Origin of the sequence: Natrinema sp. LN54 (genome assembly GCF_052439245.1) — an archaeon.
Taxonomy (GTDB): domain Archaea; phylum Halobacteriota; class Halobacteria; order Halobacteriales; family Natrialbaceae; genus Natrinema; species Natrinema versiforme_A.
On the sequence record NZ_JBQVRP010000006.1, the window covers coordinates 140,589 to 160,923 of the forward strand.

21 protein-coding genes are annotated in these 20,335 nt (G+C 66.6%); 15 read left to right on the forward strand and 6 right to left on the reverse strand.

All coding sequences use genetic code 11. The annotated features are described in order from the left end of the window. Positions 1-33 precede the first annotated feature (33 nt). Positions 34-828 (forward strand): TrmB family transcriptional regulator, encoded by a 795-nt coding sequence (locus ACT4ML_RS17790; RefSeq protein ID WP_444722066.1) that lies wholly within the window; start codon positions 34-36, stop codon positions 826-828. A 72-nt stretch (positions 829-900) separates the two neighbouring features. Here the strand turns inward: ACT4ML_RS17790 and ACT4ML_RS17795 are convergent, their stop codons facing one another. Then, positions 901-1,350, reverse strand: a complete 450-nt coding sequence (locus ACT4ML_RS17795) for an acyl-CoA thioesterase (RefSeq protein WP_138245340.1) — start codon at positions 1,348-1,350, stop codon at positions 901-903. 169 nt (positions 1,351-1,519) lie between these two features. Here ACT4ML_RS17795 and ACT4ML_RS17800 point away from each other — a divergent pair, with 169 nt between their 5' ends. From ACT4ML_RS17800 to ACT4ML_RS17815, 4 genes are all read left to right on the forward strand, one after another. Continuing rightward, positions 1,520-3,289 carry a TraB/GumN family protein gene (locus ACT4ML_RS17800; protein ID WP_444722067.1) on the forward strand — a complete coding sequence of 590 codons (1,770 nt, stop codon included), beginning with the start codon at positions 1,520-1,522 and terminating at the stop codon, positions 3,287-3,289. Beyond that, positions 3,289-3,954 carry a metalloprotease gene (locus ACT4ML_RS17805; protein WP_444722068.1) on the forward strand — a complete coding sequence of 222 codons (666 nt, stop codon included), beginning with the start codon at positions 3,289-3,291 and terminating at the stop codon, positions 3,952-3,954. Before ACT4ML_RS17800 ends, ACT4ML_RS17805 begins: the two co-directional genes overlap by 1 nt. 56 nt (positions 3,955-4,010) lie before the next feature. Beyond that, positions 4,011-5,006 (forward strand): phosphoribosylformylglycinamidine cyclo-ligase, encoded by a 996-nt coding sequence (gene purM / locus ACT4ML_RS17810; protein WP_444722069.1) that lies wholly within the window; start codon positions 4,011-4,013, stop codon positions 5,004-5,006. A gap of 337 nt (positions 5,007-5,343) precedes the next feature. Beyond that, positions 5,344-5,514, forward strand: a complete 171-nt coding sequence (locus ACT4ML_RS17815) for a hypothetical protein (protein ID WP_444722070.1) — start codon at positions 5,344-5,346, stop codon at positions 5,512-5,514. Between the two features lie 144 nt (positions 5,515-5,658). Here ACT4ML_RS17815 and ACT4ML_RS17820 read toward each other — a convergent pair whose 3' ends face one another. Both ACT4ML_RS17820 and ACT4ML_RS17825 read right to left on the reverse strand, forming a co-directional pair. After that, positions 5,659-6,228, reverse strand: a complete 570-nt coding sequence (locus ACT4ML_RS17820; RefSeq protein WP_444722071.1) for a macro domain-containing protein — start codon at positions 6,226-6,228, stop codon at positions 5,659-5,661. Between the two features lie 74 nt (positions 6,229-6,302). After that, a complete protein-coding gene (locus ACT4ML_RS17825) occupies positions 6,303-6,626 on the reverse strand; it encodes a hypothetical protein (RefSeq protein WP_138245351.1) in 324 nt (107 codons plus the stop codon). Between the two features lie 240 nt (positions 6,627-6,866). Here ACT4ML_RS17825 and ACT4ML_RS17830 point away from each other — a divergent pair, with 240 nt between their 5' ends. Then, entirely contained in the window at positions 6,867-7,034 is a 168-nt protein-coding gene (locus ACT4ML_RS17830) for a hypothetical protein (RefSeq protein WP_444722072.1), read from the forward strand. A 128-nt stretch (positions 7,035-7,162) separates the two neighbouring features. On the opposite strand, the gene dpsA is transcribed toward ACT4ML_RS17830, so the two are convergent. Then, positions 7,163-7,708, reverse strand: coding sequence for a DNA starvation/stationary phase protection protein DpsA (gene dpsA / locus ACT4ML_RS17835; RefSeq protein WP_138245352.1), 546 nt, complete (start codon positions 7,706-7,708; stop codon positions 7,163-7,165). A gap of 205 nt (positions 7,709-7,913) precedes the next feature. On the opposite strand from dpsA, the gene ACT4ML_RS17840 reads away from it, so the two are divergent. Beyond that, entirely contained in the window at positions 7,914-9,383 is a 1,470-nt protein-coding gene (locus tag ACT4ML_RS17840; protein WP_444722073.1) for an aldehyde dehydrogenase family protein, read from the forward strand. Between the two features lie 62 nt (positions 9,384-9,445). On the opposite strand, the gene ACT4ML_RS17845 is transcribed toward ACT4ML_RS17840, so the two are convergent. Then, positions 9,446-10,567, reverse strand: coding sequence for a hypothetical protein (locus tag ACT4ML_RS17845; RefSeq protein WP_444722074.1), 1,122 nt, complete (start codon positions 10,565-10,567; stop codon positions 9,446-9,448). An 83-nt stretch (positions 10,568-10,650) separates the two neighbouring features. On the opposite strand from ACT4ML_RS17845, the gene ACT4ML_RS17850 reads away from it, so the two are divergent. The 6 genes from ACT4ML_RS17850 to ACT4ML_RS17875 all read left to right on the forward strand — a co-directional run bounded on the left by ACT4ML_RS17850 (position 10,651) and on the right by ACT4ML_RS17875 (position 16,343). Next, positions 10,651-11,610 carry a carbohydrate kinase family protein gene (locus ACT4ML_RS17850; protein WP_444722075.1) on the forward strand — a complete coding sequence of 320 codons (960 nt, stop codon included), beginning with the start codon at positions 10,651-10,653 and terminating at the stop codon, positions 11,608-11,610. A gap of 70 nt (positions 11,611-11,680) precedes the next feature. Further along, positions 11,681-12,853, forward strand: a complete 1,173-nt coding sequence (locus ACT4ML_RS17855) for a YhjD/YihY/BrkB family envelope integrity protein (RefSeq protein WP_444722076.1) — start codon at positions 11,681-11,683, stop codon at positions 12,851-12,853. 69 nt (positions 12,854-12,922) lie between these two features. Continuing rightward, positions 12,923-13,345 carry a hypothetical protein gene (locus ACT4ML_RS17860; RefSeq protein WP_444722077.1) on the forward strand — a complete coding sequence of 141 codons (423 nt, stop codon included), beginning with the start codon at positions 12,923-12,925 and terminating at the stop codon, positions 13,343-13,345. Between the two features lie 186 nt (positions 13,346-13,531). Continuing rightward, positions 13,532-14,584: a metal ABC transporter substrate-binding protein gene (locus ACT4ML_RS17865; RefSeq protein ID WP_444722078.1), complete on the forward strand. Its 1,053-nt coding sequence runs from the start codon at positions 13,532-13,534 to the stop codon at positions 14,582-14,584. Continuing rightward, entirely contained in the window at positions 14,581-15,318 is a 738-nt protein-coding gene (locus ACT4ML_RS17870; protein ID WP_444722079.1) for a metal ABC transporter ATP-binding protein, read from the forward strand. The genes ACT4ML_RS17865 and ACT4ML_RS17870 overlap by 4 nt, the downstream gene beginning before the upstream one ends. Then, the gene (locus tag ACT4ML_RS17875; protein WP_444722080.1) at positions 15,318-16,343 is read left to right on the forward strand and encodes a metal ABC transporter permease; all 1,026 of its coding nucleotides are present in this window, start codon (positions 15,318-15,320) and stop codon (positions 16,341-16,343) included. The genes ACT4ML_RS17870 and ACT4ML_RS17875 overlap by 1 nt, the downstream gene beginning before the upstream one ends. 6 nt (positions 16,344-16,349) lie before the next feature. Here the strand turns inward: ACT4ML_RS17875 and ACT4ML_RS17880 are convergent, their stop codons facing one another. Then, entirely contained in the window at positions 16,350-16,805 is a 456-nt protein-coding gene (locus ACT4ML_RS17880; RefSeq protein WP_444722081.1) for a hypothetical protein, read from the reverse strand. Between the two features lie 216 nt (positions 16,806-17,021). Between ACT4ML_RS17880 and ACT4ML_RS17885 the strand changes: the two genes are divergently transcribed. Then, positions 17,022-19,133, forward strand: a complete 2,112-nt coding sequence (locus ACT4ML_RS17885) for an acetate--CoA ligase family protein (protein WP_444722082.1) — start codon at positions 17,022-17,024, stop codon at positions 19,131-19,133. Further along, complete coding sequence (locus tag ACT4ML_RS17890) at positions 19,130-20,290, forward strand: phosphotransacetylase family protein (RefSeq protein WP_444722083.1); 1,161 nt, start codon at positions 19,130-19,132, stop codon at positions 20,288-20,290. The genes ACT4ML_RS17885 and ACT4ML_RS17890 overlap by 4 nt, the downstream gene beginning before the upstream one ends. The last annotated feature ends 45 nt before the right edge of the window (positions 20,291-20,335 follow it).

Consider the following 20,335-nt stretch of genomic DNA (forward strand, 5'->3'; position numbering starts at 1 on the left):
ACGGGTTAACCGTCTGAAGGCCCTTGCTACGCTATGTCCAGCGAAGAGTCCGCCGTCACGGCCCTCGAGCAGTTGGGACTGACCGAGTATGAGGCGCGATGCTTCGTCGCGCTCACCCGTCTCGCACAGGGAACGGCGAAAGACATCAGTCAGGTCTCCGAGGTCCCTCGGTCGAGGGTCTACGATACGGTCGACCGGCTCCATCGGCGCGGCCTCATCGATATCCAGCAGTCCGATCCGCGGGAGTTCCGTGCCGTTTCGAAGGCCGATGCACTCGAGAAACTGCGCCAAGACTACGGCTCGAGCATCGAGGCGGCGGACGAAGCCCTCGAGAAGGTCGAATCGACCGAGACCCAAGCGGACGAGGGGGTGTGGGCGATTTCGAACGCCGACCACGTGACCGACCAGTTGGTGACGCTCATCGACGGCGCGGACGACCGCATCCATTTCATCGTCGCCGACGAGACGATGCTCGAACGGGACGCTCTCGACCGATTGGCGGCAGCCAGTGACCGCGGCGTCACGGTCGCCGTGGAGGTGCCGCCGAACACGGTGAGAGATCGCGTCGAACGGGCCGTTCCGGATGCCCGCGTCACGGTAACGGAGAGCCTGCGAGAGTTACAGACGGTCGTCCAGAAGTGGCCCGGCCAGTTGGCCCTCGTGGACGAGCGAGCGGTCCTCGCGAGCGGCGTCGCGGAGAGCGACCTTCCGGGAGTCAAAGACGAGACCGCGATGTGGACTCACGGGCGCGACCACGGGTTCGCCGCGTGGATGCCGGAACTGCTCGAGGACAGAATCGCCGAAGACGGGCAGCCGAACGAGGGGTGAGACCGGCCGGTACGGCCGCGGTCGGGGTCTGTGTGCATCGCGACCGACGCTATTCGCTCGAGGCACGTCCCCTCAGTCGGCACGTCCCGCCTCGTCCGCGAGCGCCTCGTCCCGGAGCTGTTCGCCCTCCGCGGTGCTGACGGTTAATTCGGGAACCGTCGTCGGGACGTTGTCCTCGTCGATCGCGACGTAGACGAAGTACGACTCGGTGGTTCGCTCGCGCTCCCGGGTCCGGAGGTTCTCGCGCTCGGCGACCAGCCGGACCCGCACGCTCGAGGTGCCCGCGTCGTAGACGTAGGCGGTGATGTAGGCCGTGTCCCCGACGGGAATCGGCCGCTCGAAGTTCATCTGATTGACCCGCGCGGTGACACACATCTCGCCCGAAAACCGCATGGCACTCATCGCGCCGACTTCATCCATCCACTTCATCACGTTGCCGCCGTGGGCGACGTCGAGCATGTTCGCGTGGTTCGGCTGGACCATCTCCCGGTTCTCGATCACGGTCTCCATGAGGTCGGTCATCGGCGGACGTTTCCCGACGCCGACAATCAGTCTTGCTTTCAGCGCGCCGGGATCGGGTTCGGGACTCGAGGCCGGTCGAACCGCCATCGGGTCGCGGCGCACCCGATCACCAGTTCGTTCCGTGTCGTGTCCGATACTGGTAAAAGTCGCCGCCGAGTTGAAGCCAGTAATGAGCGATGCAGGCGAGGCCGACGTGCCGGAGCCGCCAGCCCCACCCGACCGCGAGCGCGGCTCCGTCGAGGTCCTCGGGACGGCACACGTCTCGCAAGCGAGTGTTGACGAAGTTCGCGAAACGATCGATCGCGAGGACCCCGATGTCGTCGCCGTCGAGTTGGACGAGGGCCGGTACCGCCAGATGCAGGGCGGGACGCCCGACGACATCGAAGCGGGCGACCTCCTCTCCGGGAACACGGTCTTCCAATTTCTGGCCTACTGGATGCTGTCGTACGTCCAGTCGCGGCTGGGCGACCAGTTCGATATCGAGCCCGGCGCGGACATGCGGGCGGCCATCGAGGCCGCCGAAGCGAACGGCAGCGGCGTCGCCCTGGTCGACCGCGACATTCAGGTGACGATCCAGCGGTTCTGGAGCCGGCTCTCGTTTACGGAGAAACTGAAGATGGTCGGCGGCCTCGCGCTCGGCGTCACCGATCCCCGAACGCTCGGGCTCACCTTCGGCGCCGTCGCCGGCGCGCTCTTCGGATTCCTCGTCGCCGCGTTCCTCGCCCCCTTGCTCGGGTTCGGTGACCTCCTGTTAGTCGGGCTGTCCGACCCCACGATACTGCAGTACGCCGGCGGCGCCGTGATCGGTGCGCTCGTCGGCGCGTTCGTCGGCCTCGTCTTCCTCCCCTCCCTTGAGTCCGCCGGGCGGTACACCGGCGGCTACCTCTCCGGATTCTCGGCCCGGGTCCTCGCCGGACTCGCCCTCGGTATCGGCGGCTGTCTCGCGCTCGTCGCGACCGGAACGTTCGTCGGCCCGTTTTCGGCCTCGACCGTCGAGAGCGCCGGTATCTATGCGGTCCGCGGGACGACCGGGACGCTGGCCGGTCTCGGCGTCGGCGTCGCCGTCGGTGCCGTCCTCGGGCTCTTCCTCGACACCGTCAGCGGCGACGTCGAAGACGTCGACGAACTCGATATGGAAGAACTGACCGACGGCGACGTCGTCAACGCCATGATGGAGGAGTTCCGCCGGTTCAGCCCCCGCGGCGCGAACGCCCTGATCGACGAACGCGACGCCTACATCGCACACAACCTCCACGAACTCCGCGAACAGGGCTACGACGTCCTCGCCGTCGTCGGTGCCGGCCACAAGGCCGGGATCGAACATCACCTGCTGAATCCCGACGAGATCCCCTCGCTCGAGTCGATTTCGGGGACCGCCTCGAGCCGCCGGTTCTCGCCGCTGAAGATCGCCGGCTATCTCGTCACGGTCGGCTTTCTCGCCTTCTTCTTCCTGCTGATCATGGCGGGCGTTCGGAACACGTTCCTGCTGAAGCTGTTCGGCGCGTGGTTCCTGTTCAACGGCGTCTTCGCGTTCACGCTGGCGCGACTGGCCGGCGCGCGCTGGTCCAGTGCCGGCGTCGGCGGCGCGGTCGCGTGGTTGACGAGCATCAACCCGCTGCTCGCGCCCGGTTGGTTCGCCGGCTACGTCGAACTCAGACACCGGCCGGTCAACGTCCGGGACATCCAGACGCTCAACGAGATCGTCGGCGACACCGAGCGCCCCGTCGGCGAGGCCCTCGACGCGATGTTCGACGTGCCGCTGTTCCGGCTCATCATGATCGTCGCGCTCACGAACATCGGGAGCATGATCGCGACGGGTCTGTTCCCGTTCGTGGTACTGCCGTGGCTCGCCCCCGAAATCGGAGGTGTCAACGCCCTGATGGGTGAACTGATCGCCGGGGCCGAAAACAGCCTCGAGTTACTCCGGGGGCTCCTCTGATGGGCTACCGCACGACGCGGCAACACGAACCCGAACCCGAACCGGAACTGCGGTTCAGCGATACGGAACTGCGCGACCTCGCGGTGGCGTGGATCGCACTGAGCGTCGCATTCGCGTTGATACGGTCGCCATTCCACAGAGGGCTGGCGAGTTTCGGGGCGTTCGTCCTCTCGGTTCTGGTGAGTTTCTTGACGGTGGGTGTCGGCTTCCTCCTCCACGAGATCGCACACAAGGTCGTCGCGATCGAACACGGCCAGATCGCCGAGTTCAGAGCTGATTATCAGATGCTCCTCCTGGCGCTCATGGGTGGACTGGTCGGCTTCCTCTTCGCCGCGCCCGGTGCCGTCTACCACCGCGGCCAGATTACGACGCGAGAGAACGGCTTGATCGCGATTGCCGGACCAGTGACGAATCTCCTGCTTACGGTGCTCTTTCTCCCGCTCCTGATATTCTCCGCAACTCCCGGGTTTTTCCCCCAAGTTCTCGCGATGGTCGGACAGATGGGTGTCGCGATCAACCTCTTCTTGGCCGCGTTCAACATGATCCCCTTCGGCCCGCTCGACGGGAAGTCCGTCCTCGAGTGGCACAAGGGCGTCTTCGCGCTGGTTTTCGTCCCCAGCGCGGCGCTCGCCGCCTTCGTGCTCTTCCGTGTCGGACTGTTCTGAGATGCCGACTCCGCCGGACCGGTGACCTTTTGCTCGCGCCGGGAGGTCGTTCGGGTATGACCGAGACGGACGACGAGCGAGGCGATTCGGAGGGACTCACCTACGCCGAGACCGGCGTCGACATCGAGGCCAGCGAGGACGCGACCGCGGCGCTGCTCGAGGCCTTCGGCAGCGACCTGCGAACCGAGTACGCCGGCCTGATCGACATCGGGGACCGGTATCTCGCGCTGGCGACCGACGGCGTCGGCACCAAGCTGTTGGTCGCCGAAGCCATCGAGGACTTCTCGACGATCGGCATCGACTGCATCGCGATGAACGTCAACGACCTCGTGGCCGCGGGCGTCGAGCCGGTCGCGTTCGTCGACTACCTCGCGATCGACGAGCCCGACGAGGACCTGACCAACCAGATCGGCGAGGGCCTCGCGGTGGGGCTCGAACAGGCCGATCTCACCATGCTCGGCGGCGAGACGGCGGTCATGCCCGAAGTCGTCAAAGGGTTCGATCTGGCGGGCACCTGTGCGGGACTCGCCGGCAAAGACGAGATTTTCGAGGGCGAGGCACAGGTCGGCGACGCGCTCGTCGGGTTCCCCTCGAACGGGATCCACTCGAACGGGTTGACGCTGGCCCGCGAAGCGGTCACGCGAGACCACGAGTACACGGACGCGTTCCCGCTCGATCCGGAGCGGTCGATCGGCGAGGAACTGCTGCGACCGACTCGGATCTACACGGACTTGCTCGAGCCGATGCGCGACCACGATGTCCGCGCGGCGGCCCACGTCACGGGCGGGGGATGGACGAACCTGCTGCGGATGGGCGACCGCGAGTACGTGATCGAGGACCCGCTCCCGGCCCAGCCGATCTTCGAGTTCGTCCAGCAGGAGGGGAGCGTGACCGACGAGGAGATGCACCGGACGTTCAACATGGGGACCGGATTCGTCGTCGCGCTGCCCGAGGAACAGGCCGAGAGTCTCGTGGCCGAAACCGACGGACAGGTCATCGGCCGCGTCGACGACGGCGACACCGTCGAGATTCGCGGGCTCTCGCTGTCCTGAGAGCGGGGGTCTCTATCGAGCGGCTCTCGAATTCGATCTCGAGCGGGAAACGCGAGAGCGCACGGTTCACAGCTGACGAACTCTTTTTCAGCAAGCTAGCAGTAGATATAAGGCACAACAGGTCAACGAGTATACTGGAAGCCGCGCTCCGGAACCAGGGGGCTGTCTCGAAATGCCCCGGGTGGTGTGACACCCGAGACGTGGCTTCCATCCGAGCGGATTGAAGCCATGTTTGCGTTGATTCTTCCGGGATATAAACGTCCCGCACGACGGCAGAATCGCCCGACACGACCAGCGACAGCGTTGCAGCGCCGATTACTCTCGCGGGGGAGACGGTATGCGTAGCGGTCCCGACGAGAGCGACGACGGCGACGGGATGTCACCGCTTCCCGACTGTCCGCGCTGTGGCAAGCCGGTCGGGTTCGTCACCGCGACCGGCCCCATGACGGCCTCGGCCAGTCCCTGCGGCTGTTCGGTGCCGCCCGGGCTGGGCCACCGAGACGACTGACTCGGGGCTCGGACTCGAGCCCCGACGATCGGCCGGTCGCTCGGCGATGGGGACGAAACCACCACACCACCCCGCCGACATCGGTCGTCGAGCGGCCGGCTCGGAACCGGGCCTCGGGTCACCGGTCCGACTCGCTTGCTTCGATTATTTCGAGCGTTCGGGCTCCCCGGTCGCTGCCCGAATCGTGTCGTACTCCTCGTCGCTGTAGGCGATGAGCCGCACGTCTTCGAGCGTGTCCGGCTCGTAGGTCGCGATCTCCTCGCCGATAATCTCCGCACCCGTCGCGAGGTCGAACCCGGCGACGCCACAGCCCAGCGCCGGGATCACGAGCGACCGACAGCCCAGTTCGTCGGCCCGCTCGAGGCTGTTGCGAGTCGCGTCCCGAATGCTGTCCGCGGTCGCTTCGCCGTCAGCACCAGAACCGGAGGTTCTGGTTAGCTCACGAGACTCCGTCGGAGTCTCGTGAACCCCGTAGTGAGGCATCGCCGCGGCGTGGATGACGTACTCGGCGTCGAGGTCGTAGGCGTCGGTGACCGCGACCGCGCCGAGGTCGATCGGGCCGTTTTCCATGGCGTCCTCGTTGATTCCCTCGCCCCCGCCGCGACGGAGCGCGCCGGCGACGCCGGACCCCATCCGGAGGCTCGTGCCGGCCGCGTTGACGAGCGCGTCGGCGGACTGTGCGGCGATGTCGCCCTGAACGACGTCGTACTCCATACTCGAGACTGCCGGATCGAGAGCAATGAAACTGATCGTCGATTTGGTCCTTCGAATCCCCCTCAGTCGGTGGCTCAGTCCGTCCGAACCCAGTCGTCCCGAACTGGTCGGGGGACGATGTCGGCGTTTGCGATCCCGTAGAACTTCTCGCGGCCGACCGGCGTCCGGAGCCGGAGGACGCAGGTGTAGTCGGTCACCTCGAACGCGGTCACCGTTCGGGTAGACCGTTGGTGAGCGAACCGAAAGAGCTGATTCGCCTCCGCGCCGGTGGTGACGCGATCGCCGAGCGGCCAGCTCAGCGACTCGACGTATTCCAGCTCGATGTCGAACAGAGAAGCGATCAGGTCCCGACCGTGTCGGCCCATTGTTCCCTGTGACCGGTTCTCGTGTGAGCTCATACACCGAACGTTTCGCTCCGTCCCGAAAAAAGATGCTATTTCGCGTGGCCATCTCTCGCACGGACAACTCGGATCACTCGAGCGAGAGCGTAGCAAAACACGCCGTCTCATCGCCTTTCCCAGTCGACTATCGTCGTCGGCGGCAATCACACCAGTGATAGTAGTCGCACGAACCGCCTCGCCTCGCGATCTTAGGCTAACCAAAACCTTTTTAGATTTAGGCTCGCCTAACTCAACGTGATGGACGTACCCGCGCGCAGGCAGGACCCGGAACTCACCGAGGATATCGAGGAGCCGGCGGCGGTCGTGACCAGTCACGAGACCCGCCCCGGAAAGATCGTCTTTACCGAACGAGATAACAACGACGGCTGGATCGCGACGGACCTGACCGTCGACCTCGAGCCCTGAACGCGCCGTTACTCGAGTCGATCGGTCCCGACCCAGTCCCGACTACGGACTTCTCGCCGTTCTTCTCAGCCGCAAAAAACTGATTCGACGGTCCGACGCTCGTCGACGCGATTCGTGTACGCCTCGGCTCAGTGGGTCGCTTCTTCGAGCACCAGCGTGTCGTCCTCGAGGTAGTGTTCGAAGTGGTGGCCGTCGTCCTCGAGCGTGACGAGGATCTCGCGCAGGATCTCGGCGGTCGCGGGATCGCCGAGGTTCTCTGCGAGTTCGATGCTGTCGCGCATCGACTCGATGATGTCGCCGTACATCTCGAGGTCGTTTTCGAACATCGTGCGGACGTCGTAGACGTCTTCGCCCTCGAACTCGACGGTGGCGCGTTCCTCCTGGTTCGACGGGCCGGAGACGGGGACGCCGCCGATCGCCTGTGCGCGCTCGGCGATGACGTCTGCCCCTTCCTCGACGTGTTCGTACGCTTCCTCGAGGAACTCGTGGAGCGGCAGGAACTCGGCGCCCTCGACCACCCAGTGGTGTTTCTTCAGCTGGTGGTAGAGGACATAGGAGTTGGCGAGCTCCGTGTTCAGCGCGTCGACGATCTGCTCGGCCTTGTCTTGCTCGAGGCGAAGCGCGTTCTCCTCGACACTGTCAGCCGACTGGCGGACTGTCTTTTGGGTGCTCATCCTACTCCTTCATACACGCGCGTATCACTTAAAGGTTGCCCATGCAGAAACATTTCTTTGGTATACCTAAAGAATCGTTTCGTTATTGGGCGTTACATTTGGATGTCAGTCTCAATGAACGTGTTGCCGAACGGCACCGTCAATATACTCTTTGTTTTTTCACCCCTGAGTAAACATTTTCAGTGCGGAGGTTCAAGGGACGGGTATGGCAACGAGAATCGCACAGCGGCGAGAGCGGATCTACGTCGACGGCGAGTGGCTCGAGACCGACGACGAACTGTCGGTTTCGGACCTCGCCGAGGGCGAGACCTTCGCGCGGGTGGCCGCCGCGGGCCCGACGGAGGCCCGAACTGCACTGGCTGCTGCCCACGAGATCAAACCGGAACTGCGCGAGACCACGGTCGTCGAACGCGCCGAGTGGTGTGAGACGATCGCCGACGGACTGCGCGAGCGCGAGGAGGAACTCGCTGAGGTCATCGTCCGGGAGGCGGGCAAACCGATCTCGTCGGCCCGCGGCGAAGTCGGACAGGCGGCCGAGCGCTTCGACCGCGCGGCCGAGGAAGCGCGTAACATCGTCAGCAAGGGCGAGTTCCGCGAGGGTTCGACGGCGGGCCACGAGGGCTGGCAGGCGATCGTCAAACACGAACCGATCGGTGTGGTCCTCTGTATCACGCCGTACAACTACCCGCTCGCGACGACGGCCCTGCAGGTCGCACCCGCGCTCGCGGCCGGCAACAGCGTCCTGCTCAAGCCCGCGAGCAAGACGCCCATCTCAGCGGCGATCCTCGCCGATGTCATCGCCGACGTCGACGGAATCCCGGACGGCGCGTTCAACTTCGTCCCCGGCGAGGCCAGCGAGATCGGCGACCTCATGGCCGGCGACGACCGCATCAACGCGATCGCGATGACCGGCTCCTCGGGCGCGGGCAAGCACGTCGCCCGCGAGAGCGGCATGGTCAATCTACACATGGAACTGGGCGGCAACGCGCCGGCGATCGTCTTCGACGACGCCGACCTCACCGATGTCGCGGGCAACTGCGCGAAGGGCTCGTTCAAGTACGCCGGCCAGCGCTGTTCGGCCATCTCGCGCGTGCTCGCCCACGAGTCCGTCCACGACGAACTCGTCGACCTGATCGACGGCCAGATGGACGCGTGGCAGGCCGGCGACCTCTTCGACGAGGACACCGCCTTCGGCCCGCTCATCAGCGAAGAACAGGCCGACTGGGTCGCCGAATTGGTCGACGACGCCGTCGAGAAGGGCGCGGAGATCGTCCGCGGTGGCGAGCGACGCGCGCCCGAGGGCGTTCCGGACGACCTCGCCGACCAGTTCTTCGAGCCGACGCTGCTCGCGAACGTCCCTCACGACGCCCGCATCGTCGACGAGGAGCAGTTCGGCCCCATCGCCGCCATCACGACCTTCGAGGACGAGGACGAAGCCCTCGAGATCGCCAACAGTTCGGATCTCGCGCTCGACGCCGCGGTCTTCACGAGCGACTACAAGCGCGCGATGCGGATGGCCGAGCGCGTCGACGCCGGCGCGGTCCGGATCAACGGCGCGCCGAGCCACGGTCTCGGCGACGTTCCGTTCGGCGGCAACAAGGACTCGGGCATCGGCCGCGAAGGGCTCGACGCCTCGATCCACGAGATGATGCGCGAGAAGAGCATCATCCTGTAGGTCGGCCGATCGATCGTCTCCCCGCTGCCCGTTCTCGTCTCTAAATCTCTCGATCCGATTCTTCAGAACGAGACGGTCTCGGTGAAGAGAACGTTCTTCGTGTCGCCGGCAACCGCAACGACGGTGATCGTCGCCGTCGTACCGGATTCGTACTCGAGCGTCTCGGTCTCGCCGACCTCGGTTAACTCGGCGCGGACCCCGCTCTCGTCGCGTACTTCGATCCGGTCAGCAGTGCCGCTCGACTGATACGTCACGGTGACGGTGTTCGACTGCCGATCACGGTCGAAGGTCACTCCCGCGTACGGCTCCGTCGGTTGGCTTCCGCGTTCGGCGAACATGTCCCGATATTCGTATTCCGCGGTCGGGATCGTTTTCGTTGCGACGCCGACGTTGCCGTCCGTTTCGATCGTCAGATTGCCGGACCGGTCCGCCATCGTGTCCTCGAACTCGGCCGTCCCACCGGCGTCAGCATAGACGGCGAGTCCCGAATACGTCGCCGTCTCGGCACCGAGCGTCCACGAGAAGGCGGCCCCGGCGCCGTCGTCACTCCCTTCGTATTCGCCCCACAGGAACGTACTATCGCCGACTCGTTCGGCCAACTGTGCGAAGTTTCCGTGTGCATCGATCCGTCGATGGATCCCTTCGACGCCCGCCGCGAGGATCGCATCGAGAGCCGCACCGTCGGACGGACTGACGACGACAGTGTCCTCGGAGACGGCGACCGAGACGCCGTCGCGCTCGAAGACTTCGAAATCGCCGGCCGCCGGCTCGCGGTCCGCGTCGATCGCACCGGGATCGAACGAGCCGGAAACGACGACGTTCCCGGCGACGCCCTTGGAACCGAACCGACAAACGGCGTCCACTGCTGGCTCGCCGTCCGCGACCTGCTCGACGAACTCGCTGCTCTCTCCGTCCGGCAGCGTCGGCACGGATTCGACCACGTCAGTCCGAAGCGCATCCTCGTACTGCCGAACTGCGGTGAGGTCCCGGTAGTGAAACAGGAGTTCGGAACTCCCCGACGCGGGCACCCAGCGCTCGAGCGGCGACAGGTCGCTCCCACCGCTCTCGTCCGTGTTCTCCGAACTGCCGTCATCGTCGTCCGACAGTCGACCGAGACAGCCCGCGCTGAACGCGACGAGACCCGTCCCCGCCGAGAGCAGTCCGCGGCGCGAAACCCGTTTCATACTGTTATAATCGGGATATAATCGATTTCGTATATAGTTTATCAGTCGACAGAACTACCCTCGTCGGCGGCTCACGACCGAACATGGCCCGCGAGGTGCTCGTCGCCGGCGAAACGCTCATCGATTGCATCCCTGAGCGACCGGGGCCGCTCGAGGACGTCGCCGGATTCGAGCGTCGCCCCGGCGGTGCGCCGGCGAACGTCGCCGTCACACTCGCCCGACTCGAGCGTCCGCCGCTGTTCTGGACCCGCGTCGGCGCCGATCCGTTCGGTCGATACCTCGAGCGGACGCTCGCCGACCGCGACCTGCCGACCCGGTTCGTCGAACGCGACGCGGACGCGAAGACCACGCTCGCGTTCGTCACGCACGACGAGACCGGCGACCGCGAGTTTACCTTCTACCGGAACGGGACCGCCGACACGCGCCTCGAGCCCGGCCGAATCGACGACGAGACGCTGGCCGACTGCGAGTGGGTCCACGCCGGCGGGGTGGCGCTGGCCAGCGGGTCGTCCCGCGCCGCGATGTTTGACCTGCTCGAGCGCGCCGCCGGCGCGGGGTGTACGGTCTCGTTCGATCCGAACCTGCGGCCGGAGCTGTGGGCGGACACCGAAACGTTCGCGAACGTGGTGGGCGACGCGCTCGCACACGTCGACGTCTGTCTCGCGACGGTCGAGGAACTCGCGGCGCTCGACTTTGCGGGCGAGTCGCCGACGGCGAGCGCACGCGCGGCGGTCGAGCGCGGGCCGGTTCATACCGCCTTCGTGACGCGGGGCGGCGACGGTGCGGTCGCGGTCGCGGGTGCGGATGCGCCGTGGCCCGCAGCCGCGGTCGACCACGCCGGATTCGCGGTCGATGCGGTCGATACGACGGGCGCCGGTGACGCCTTCGTCGCCGGGGCGATCGCCGCCCTGCGAGAGGGGCGGGACCTTCGGGAAACGGTGGCTTTCGCGAACGCGGTCGCGGCGACGACGACCACCGCTCCGGGTGCGATGACGGCGCTACCGACTCGAGATGAGGTCTCTCCGCTGCTCGAGCCGAAATAGGCCGTCGACGGCACGAGCGCCGTGTGGTTGCAAGCCGGAGCGCTATCCGGGTCTGTGACGGACAGCGAGTATGGGTCTCAACGTTCGCGGAGCGGCTCCTTTCGCGAAGTCGGTGGTGGCGGGGATTCAGGAGAAGAACGTGACGTTCATGGCGGCCAGCATCGCGTATCAGGCCTTTATCTCGCTGATTCCGCTGCTCGTGCTCGTCTTCTTTCTCGTCTCGTTTCTCGGCGGCGAAGGGCTCGCCCAACAGGTGTCGTCGGCGACCGAGGGCTTCCTCCCGGAGAGCGGCCAGATCATCCTCGAGGACGGGATCGAAGGCTCGACCGGGAGCGCGGGAACGTCGATCATCGGCCTCCTCGTCCTCCTGTGGGGGTCGCTGAAGATCTTTCGCGGGCTGGACACCGCGTTCTCGGAGATCTACGCGTCGACCGAAGAGAATTCGCTCGTCAGCCAGTTGGCCGACGGAGCCGTCGTCTTCGGGACGATCGGGGTCGCGCTCGCGGCGGCCGGAGCGACCAGCATCGTCTTCGCGTTCTTCCCCAACAGCCTCTTCGTCGGGCTGTTGAACCCGCTGTTGCTCGTCGTCGGGCTGACGATCGCCTTCCTGCCGATGTACTACCTCTTCCCCGACGTCGATGTCTCCGTCCGCGAGGTGTTGCCGGGCGTCCTCGTCGCCGCCGTCGGCTGGGCGGCGCTGCAGTCGCTCTTCCAGGTCTACGTCGCCGTCTCGAGCAGTTCCGACTCGGCGGGACCGATCGGTGCCATCCTCCTCCTGTTGACCTGGCTGTACTTCGGCGGGCTGATACTGCTCCTCGGGGCCGTCGTCAACGCCACCCACTCTGGACACATCGATATCGAACCCGATGCGACGGACGACGGAGCCGACGCGCTCGAGGGCATCCCCGAGGACGGGGAGCGGGGCTCGTTCGTCGACTCGGACCGGCGCGACCGCGAGCGACTCGAGGCCCGACTCGAGCGACTCCGGCGCGAGCGCGATCAGTTACAGAACGACCGCGAATCCCAGCGGACGCGTCGCTATCGGCTCGAGGATCGGGTCGACGACCTCGAGGTGCGGATCGAAACGCTCGAGGCGGAAAACCGGGCGCTCGAGGACGAAAACGAACAGCTTCGACGCGACCTCGCGGCCCGTCAAGGATCGTCGTGGCGGCGGCGATTGCGCGGCGCGCTGGCGCGGGTTCGGACGCTGAACGTCGCCGTCGTCGAGAACCACGAGGAGTAGCGCCGCCTCGCCGCGATGGTGGCGTTCCGAGTCGGGACACCTTAGTGAGTTCCCGTCCCACCGGGAACCGTGTCCCATCCAGTCCGGGCCGCCCGGCGTCGAATCCAGTCGGAACACGTGTCGGTCGTCGACGGGATCGACGCCTGTGCCGACGCGATCGCCGATCCGTGGGATACCTCGCGAACCACCGACGGCGACGCGGTCGCCGACGGACTCCACCGCGCCCTCGAGGAGGCCGGGATACTCCGGGCCCTCCCGGAAGTGCTCGCCGACGCCGTCGATGCGACGGGCCACGAACTGCAGGCCGATCCCGTCCCGGGGCCGCCGTACGTCGTCGTGACCAGTCGCGGACCCGTCCTCCGGGCGACGATCGGTCCCGGACGGCTCGTGATCCGGTTCGACGCGTTCGAAATCGTTCCTGACGCCGATCCCGGTCGCAAGCCCGCCTACCGCCGGCTCGACGGGATCCAAATCTCGGTCTCGCTCGAGTAGGGCGTCGACTGCCACGCGCCGATGCGTGCCGTCCATCCGGCGGCGACGGCCCCCGACGACCGCGATAATAACTCGGATCGCTATACCGCCTATTTTTGTTAATAGCCTCGGCCATCGAAGGCGAGAGTTAACAATAATTGGCTCAGAGATAATAACTCTTATACTCCGGTAGACTTAGTCTCGAGTATGAACCTGACACGACGCGCGCTGGTGAAAGCGGGTGCCGGCGCGGTCGCGACCGGCGCCGTCGCCGGCTGTCTCGAGGACTTCGACCCGGCGAATCAGGAACTCGACGCCGGCTACGCCGCCTTCTTCACCCTGTGGGACTGGGCCGAAACGGTGAGCGGCGACGCGATCGCGTTCGAGGACCCGGTCGGGGCCGGACAGGCCGGCCACGGCTGGTCGCCGAGCGGCGACCTCACTCGGGAGATCGTCGACGCCGGCGCCTTCGTCTACCTCGATACCCCCGAGTTCTCGTGGGCACAGGATATCGCGACCACGCTCGAGGCCGACTACGACACCGTGACCGTCATCGACGGGCTCGAGGGGTTGGACGACCAGTTGCTCGACTGGGGTCACGAGGTCGAGACGGGGAGCCACGACGACCACGGCCACGAGGAGGGAGACGGCCACGATCACGACGAAGACGGGAACGAGAGCGGCCACGACGGTCACGACCACGACGGTTCGTCGGTCGATCCCCACGTCTGGCTCGATCCCGTGATCGCACAGGACATCGTCGACACCATCGCATCGGGACTCGCCGACGCCGACCCGGACAACGCGGCGACCTACGAGGAAAACGCCGACGCGTACACGTCGGACCTCGAGTCCCTCGACCAGCAGTTTCAGGACGTAAGCGACGCGGCAGACCGGCACATCGCTGTCTTCGCCGGCCACGACTCGTTCACCTACCTGCAGGATCGATACGGGTTCGAATTGCACACGCCGGCCGGCGTCTCACCCCAAGAGCAGATCACCAGCGAGCAGATCGCCGAGACGATCGACCTCGTCGACGCGGAAGGGATCGACACGATCCTCTACGATCCCTTCATCGCGCCCGACGGCTCCTACCAGTTGGTCGAAAACATCCTCGAGGGGAGCACCGCCACCGAAACCATGCCGATCACTCACCTCTCGGGGACCCTCGCGACGTGGCGGGACGACGGCTGGGGCTACCGTGAGCAAATGGAAGAAATAAACCTCCCCGCGCTCAGAGAGGTACTAGACGCACAGTGACCGTCGTCGATCTCGAGAACGTAACGTTCGCCTACGGCGAGCAGCCGGCGGTACGGGACGTCTCGCTGACGGTCGACCAAGGGGATTTTCTGGGGCTGGTCGGGCCGAACGGCTCGGGGAAGACGACCCTCCTGCACCTCATGCTCGGCCTCCACCGGCCCGACAGCGGCTCGATCGAACTCTTCGGCGAGCCCGTCGATCAGTTCGACGACGGCGAACGGATCGGCTACGTCTCACAGCAGGCGACCAGCGGCGGCGGGTCGATGCCGGTCACCGTCTGCGAGGCCGTCACCATGGGTCGATTCGCCCACGCGGGCCACGGACGGCTGACCGACGACGATCGCGCGATCGTCGACGACGCCCTCGAGACGGTCGGCATCACCGAACTGGCCGACCGGCAGGTCAACCAGCTCTCGGGCGGCCAGCGCCAGCGAGCCTACATCGCACGCGCGCTGGCCTCCGAGGCCGATCTGCTGGCCCTCGACGAGCCCACCGTCGGCGTCGACGCCGAATCCCGTGACGCGTTCTACCAGTTGCTCGAGTCGCTCAACGAGCGGGGGATCACGATCATCCTCATCGAGCACGACATCGGCGTCGTCACGGACCGGGCGAACCGGATCGCCTGCATCAACACCGAACTCTACCACCACGGGGACACCGAATCGTTCGTCGAAAGCGACGCGCTGACCGAGGCCTACGGCGCGACGGGTCAGGTCGTCCACCACCACCACTGATGAGCCGGACCGGATCTCTCCCCCTCCGTCGACGGCTCGAGCGGATCGGGGTCGGGCTGACCGCCGTCCTCTCGGTCGCGATGATCGCCCTGCTCGCGATCGACGCGCTGCGGACGTATCCCGTGGTCGGCGGCGTATACGATCAGACGCGGATCGCGGGCCGAATCGCGGACTACTACCTCGGGACGAGCGTCTTCTCCCATCCGTTCATGTGGCGGTCGATCGCGACGGGGATCCTGATCGGCGTCGTCGCGCCGCTGGTCGGCACCTATCTCGTCCACCGGGAGATGGCCCTGATCGGCGAGACGCTCGCCCACACGGCCTTCGCCGGGGTCGCGGTCGGGCTCCTCGTGAGTTCGGTGACCGGCTGGAACGGCTCGCTGATGCTCGTCGCCCTAGTCGTCGGCATCCTCGGCGCGCTGGGCGTCCAGTGGCTCGCCGAGCGGACAGACACCTACGGCGACGTGCCGATCGCGATCATGCTGACCGGCAGCTTCGCCGTCGGGACGCTCATCATCAGCTACGGCGACGGGATGACCGGAATCAACATCCGGGACTACATTTTCGGCGATATCTCCGTGGTCACCCCGTCGGGCGCCCAGCTGATGGCCGTCATCAGCGTCGTCGTCGTCGCCGTCACCGTCGCGACCTACAAACAACTCCTGTTCATCACTTTCGACGAGCAGGCCGCCCGCGTCGCGCGGCTCAACGTCACGTGGTACAACACCCTGCTAATCGTGATGACGGCCGTGGTCGTCGTCGGCGCGATGCAGATCCTCGGCGTGATCCTCGTCGCCGCGATGCTCGTCGTTCCCGTCGCGGCCGCCACGCAGGTCGCCCACAGCTTCCGCGAGACGCTGTACCTCTCGATTCTCTTCGGACAGGTCTCGGTCATCGGGGGCTTCGTCTTCTCGATCTCGCAGGGGCTGCCGACCGGCGGCTCGATCGTCGTCGTCGCGATCGCCTGTTACCTGCTCGCGGTGCTGGCCTCGAGCCGGTCGACGGCCGCGATTTCGACGCACTGAGCGCCGTCAGGCGCGGTTTTCAGTACGAAACTCATCGACGAGGTGGAGGATCGCACCGATTCCGGAGCACCCGATACCGACGGGAACGAGCAGGAGACCGATACCGGATCCCGACGTCAGCAACGTGGGCGGCAGCCCGCCGACGACCTGTGCGATCAGCATCGGCACGACGAGCAAGAGGACGGAGCAGCTGCCGGCAGCGGCTCCTATCGAGAGCAACTGTCGTGTCCGTTCGGTCGGGTCCCGAAACCGCGCGAGGAGAAACAGGAGTCCCGCCTCCGCGAGCGTGAGCACGCCGATGATGAGACACAGCATCACGAAGAGGCCGGTGAGACCGGCCGCGAACCCGTCACCGGGCGGGTTTTCGGGAATCGTCGTGAAATACAGCGCCGCGGTCAGTAGACTGACCACGCCCAGCAATGCAGTAACGGCGGCGATCGTACGGGGGAGCGGGCGGTTCATGGGAACACCGCTCGATTGACATGACACCGTAATAACGGTATCGACAGCAGCGGCCGATCGTATCTCGAGCACGGTGTCCTCGGACGGCTGCGCTTCGCCCGTAGTCGGACCCCGCTGCCGTGGCGCGAATCGGACCGGTACATGAACGGTCTCGCGACTCCCCGCGGGCTGGAACACGCCACACGCTTAACACGCTACTCGGCCAACGCTCGAGCGATGGGACGGTTATCCGCACTCTTCGATCCCGAGACCGTCGCCGTGGTCGGCGCGACCGACCGCGAGGGCGCGGTCGGCCGCGCGATCCTCGAGAACCTGCGCGACGGGTTCGCCGGCGAGGTCGTGCCGATCAACCCCTCGCGCGAGGCGGTCCTCGGGCTCGAGTGTTACGAGGACGCGACGAGCGCGCCGCCGATCGATCTGGCGGTGGTCGTCGTCCCGCCAGATATCGTGATCGAATCGATGCGCAACCTCGCCGAGGCCGGTACCGAAAACGTCGTCGTCATCACGGCCGGGTTCGCCGAAACCGGCGGCGAGGGAGCACAGCGCGAGCGACAACTTCGCGAAATCGCCGCCGAGCACGACCTCAACGTCGTCGGTCCTAACAGTTTGGGGATCATGGCCACGGCCACGGGCATGAACGCCACGTTCGGCCCCGAAGACGCCCTCGAGGGCTCGATCTCCTTCATGAGTCAGTCGGGGGCGTTCATCACCGCCGTGCTCGACTGGGCCAACGAGCAGGGGATCGGCTTTCGGGACGTGGTCTCGCTGGGGAACAAGACGGTCCTCGACGAGACGGACTTCGTCCGCGAGTGGGGCGACGACCCCGAGACCGACGTCATCATCGGCTACTTGGAGGACGTCGACGACGGACGGGGGTTCATCGACGCCGCCCGCGAGGTGACCGACGACACCCCGATCGTGCTCGTCAAGTCCGGCCGCACCGACGCCGGCGCGCAGGCGGCCTCTTCCCACACCGGCGCGATCGCCGGCAGCGAGCGCGCCTACGAAGCGGGCCTCGAGCAGGCCGGAGTCCTCCGGGCCCGCTCGGTGCAGGAACTGTTCGACTACGCGCGGGCGCTCTCGGGGCTGCCCGAGCCCGAATCCGACGGCGTCGCCGTCGTCACCAACGCGGGCGGGCCCGGCGTGCTCACCACCGACGCCGTCGGCGATTCGACCCTCGAGATGGCCGACTTCACCGACGAGACGATCGACCGGCTCGGCGAGGCGATGCCCGACGAGGCCAACGTCTACAACCCGATCGACGCGATCGGCGACGCCGACGTGGAGCGCTTCGGTGAAGCCCTCGAAATCGCGCTCGCAGACCCGAACGTCGGCAGCGCGGTCGTCGTCGCCGCGCCGACCGCGGTGTTGTCCTACGACGACCTCGCCGAGACGGTCATCGAGAAACTCGAGGCCCACGACACGCCCGTCGTCACCTGCCTGATGGGCGGCGAGCGGGCCCGCAACGCCGAGGGGACGCTGCGCGAGTCGGGGGTTCCGAACTACTTCGACCCCTCGCGGGCGGTGTCGGGACTCGACGCGCTCGCTCGCTACCGAGACATCCGGGATCGGACGGTCGAGCGCCCCGAGACGTTCGACGTCGACCGCGAGCGGGCACGCGAGATCTTGGCGCGGACCGAGCGCCGGACGGACAACCGCCTCGGCGTCGAGTCGATGGACCTGCTCGAGGCCTACGGGATTCCGACGCCGGAGGGCGAGATCGTCGACGATCCCGACCGCGCCCGCGAGGTCGCCGAGTCGATCGCGGGCGACGTCGTCATGAAGATCGTCAGCCCAGATATTTCCCACAAGTCGGACATCGGCGGCGTCAAAGTCGGCGTGGCGGACGAGGACGTGTACGACGCCTACGAGGACGTCGTCGCTCGAGCGCGCAACTACCAGCCCGACGCGACGATCACCGGCGTTCAGATCCAGGAAATGCTCGACCTCGAGTCCTCGACCGAGACCATCGTCGGGATGAACCGCGACCCGCAGTTCGGCCCGCTCCTGTTGTTCGGGCTCGGCGGCATCTTCGTCGAGATCCTCGAGGACACGTCGGTTCGGGTCGCGCCGATCGACGAGGGCGAGGCCCGCGAGATGGTCGACGAGATCACGGCCGCGCCGCTGTTGCGCGGTGCCCGCGGCCGCGAACCCGCGGACATCGAGGGCGTCGTCGAGACGGTCCAGCGGCTCTCCCAACTGGTGACCGACTTCCCGTCGATCCTCGAACTCGATATCAACCCGCTCGTGGCGGGCCCCGATGGCGTACAGGCGATCGACCTGCGACTCACCGTCGACGCGGACGAACTCGACACGGAGGAACCATGACCGACACCGACCGAGACCCCGACTCCGGGGCCACCGACAGCGAGACCAGCACCGACACCACCGACAGCGAACCCGGCGCAGGCGCGACCGCCACCGGCGACACCGACACCCTGCTCGTCAGTTCGCTCGAGGAGAGCACCGGCAAGACGGCAATCACGCTCGCGCTCGCCCGCCTCGCGGCCGCCGAGGGCGAGCGCGTCGGCTACATGAAACCGAAGGGGACCCGCCTGCAGAGCAACGTCGGGAAGACCTTGGACGAGGACCCGCTGCTCGCCCGCGACCTGCTGGATCTCGAGGCAGAGATGCACGACTTAGAGCCCGTCGTCTACTCGCCGACGTTCGTCGAGCAGGCGATCCGCGGCCGCGAGGACCCCGACGAACTCCGCGAGCGCGTCGCGGAGGCGTTCGACACGCTCGCGGGCGACCGCGACCGGCTGTTCGTCGAGGGCGGCGGCCGGTACGACGTCGGCGGGATCGTCGACCTCACCGACGCCGACATCGCCGACCTACTCGACGCTCGCGTCCTGCTGGTCGCGCCCTACGAAATCCCCGCGGACGTCGACGACGTACTCGCCGCCGCGGCGGACTTCGGCGACCGGCTCGCCGGCGTCGTCTTCAACGACGTGCCCGACGCGGCCTACGACCAACTCGAGACCGACGTCGTTCCGTTCCTCGAGGGGCGAGGTATCCCGGTCCACGGCGTGCTCCCGAGCGAGCGAGAGCTATCGGGCGTGACGGTCGCCGAACTCGCGGACGAACTCGGCGCGTCGGTGCTCGTCGAGGAGGGCCGAGACGCCTACGTCGAGCGCTTTACCGTCGGCGCGATGGGGCCCGACAGCGCCCTGCGTCACTTCCGCCGGACGAAAGACGCCGCCGTCATCACCGGCGGCGACCGGGCCGAGATCCACACCGCCGCGCTCGAGGCCCCCGGCGTCCGCTGTCTCATCCTCACCGGCGGCCACCGGCCGTCGGGCGCGATCGTGGGACAGGCCAGCGAGAAGGGCGTCCCGATCCTCTCGGTCCAGACGGACACCCTCACGACGGTCGAGCGCGCCGAGGACGTCGTTCGCAGCGGCCGGACGCGAGACGCCGAGACCGTCGACCGGATGGAACGGCTGCTCTCGGATCACGCGGCCGTCGATTCGATTCTGGGGTAGGGACTGGGCCTCGAGACGGTCGATTTCTCGCATGGGCTTGGGTCC

Coding starts and splice junctions, on each gene's coding strand:
- ACT4ML_RS17865 (WP_444722078.1), top strand. CDS start 13,532: ATGAACCTGACACGACGCGCGCTGGTGAAAGCGGGTGCCGGCGCGGTC.
- ACT4ML_RS17790 (WP_444722066.1), top strand. CDS start 34: ATGTCCAGCGAAGAGTCCGCCGTCACGGCCCTCGAGCAGTTGGGACTG.
- ACT4ML_RS17855 (WP_444722076.1), top strand. CDS start 11,681: ATGGGTCTCAACGTTCGCGGAGCGGCTCCTTTCGCGAAGTCGGTGGTG.
- ACT4ML_RS17830 (WP_444722072.1), top strand. CDS start 6,867: ATGGACGTACCCGCGCGCAGGCAGGACCCGGAACTCACCGAGGATATC.
- ACT4ML_RS17820 (WP_444722071.1), bottom strand. CDS start 6,228: ATGGAGTACGACGTCGTTCAGGGCGACATCGCCGCACAGTCCGCCGAC.
- ACT4ML_RS17880 (WP_444722081.1), bottom strand. CDS start 16,805: ATGAACCGCCCGCTCCCCCGTACGATCGCCGCCGTTACTGCATTGCTG.
- ACT4ML_RS17875 (WP_444722080.1), top strand. CDS start 15,318: ATGAGCCGGACCGGATCTCTCCCCCTCCGTCGACGGCTCGAGCGGATC.
- ACT4ML_RS17825 (WP_138245351.1), bottom strand. CDS start 6,626: ATGAGCTCACACGAGAACCGGTCACAGGGAACAATGGGCCGACACGGT.
- ACT4ML_RS17840 (WP_444722073.1), top strand. CDS start 7,914: ATGGCAACGAGAATCGCACAGCGGCGAGAGCGGATCTACGTCGACGGC.
- ACT4ML_RS17885 (WP_444722082.1), top strand. CDS start 17,022: ATGGGACGGTTATCCGCACTCTTCGATCCCGAGACCGTCGCCGTGGTC.
- ACT4ML_RS17845 (WP_444722074.1), bottom strand. CDS start 10,567: ATGAAACGGGTTTCGCGCCGCGGACTGCTCTCGGCGGGGACGGGTCTC.
- ACT4ML_RS17850 (WP_444722075.1), top strand. CDS start 10,651: ATGGCCCGCGAGGTGCTCGTCGCCGGCGAAACGCTCATCGATTGCATC.
- ACT4ML_RS17805 (WP_444722068.1), top strand. CDS start 3,289: ATGGGCTACCGCACGACGCGGCAACACGAACCCGAACCCGAACCGGAA.
- ACT4ML_RS17815 (WP_444722070.1), top strand. CDS start 5,344: ATGCGTAGCGGTCCCGACGAGAGCGACGACGGCGACGGGATGTCACCG.
- ACT4ML_RS17890 (WP_444722083.1), top strand. CDS start 19,130: ATGACCGACACCGACCGAGACCCCGACTCCGGGGCCACCGACAGCGAG.
- ACT4ML_RS17800 (WP_444722067.1), top strand. CDS start 1,520: ATGAGCGATGCAGGCGAGGCCGACGTGCCGGAGCCGCCAGCCCCACCC.
- ACT4ML_RS17795 (WP_138245340.1), bottom strand. CDS start 1,350: ATGACCGACCTCATGGAGACCGTGATCGAGAACCGGGAGATGGTCCAG.
- purM (WP_444722069.1), top strand. CDS start 4,011: ATGACCGAGACGGACGACGAGCGAGGCGATTCGGAGGGACTCACCTAC.
- dpsA (WP_138245352.1), bottom strand. CDS start 7,708: ATGAGCACCCAAAAGACAGTCCGCCAGTCGGCTGACAGTGTCGAGGAG.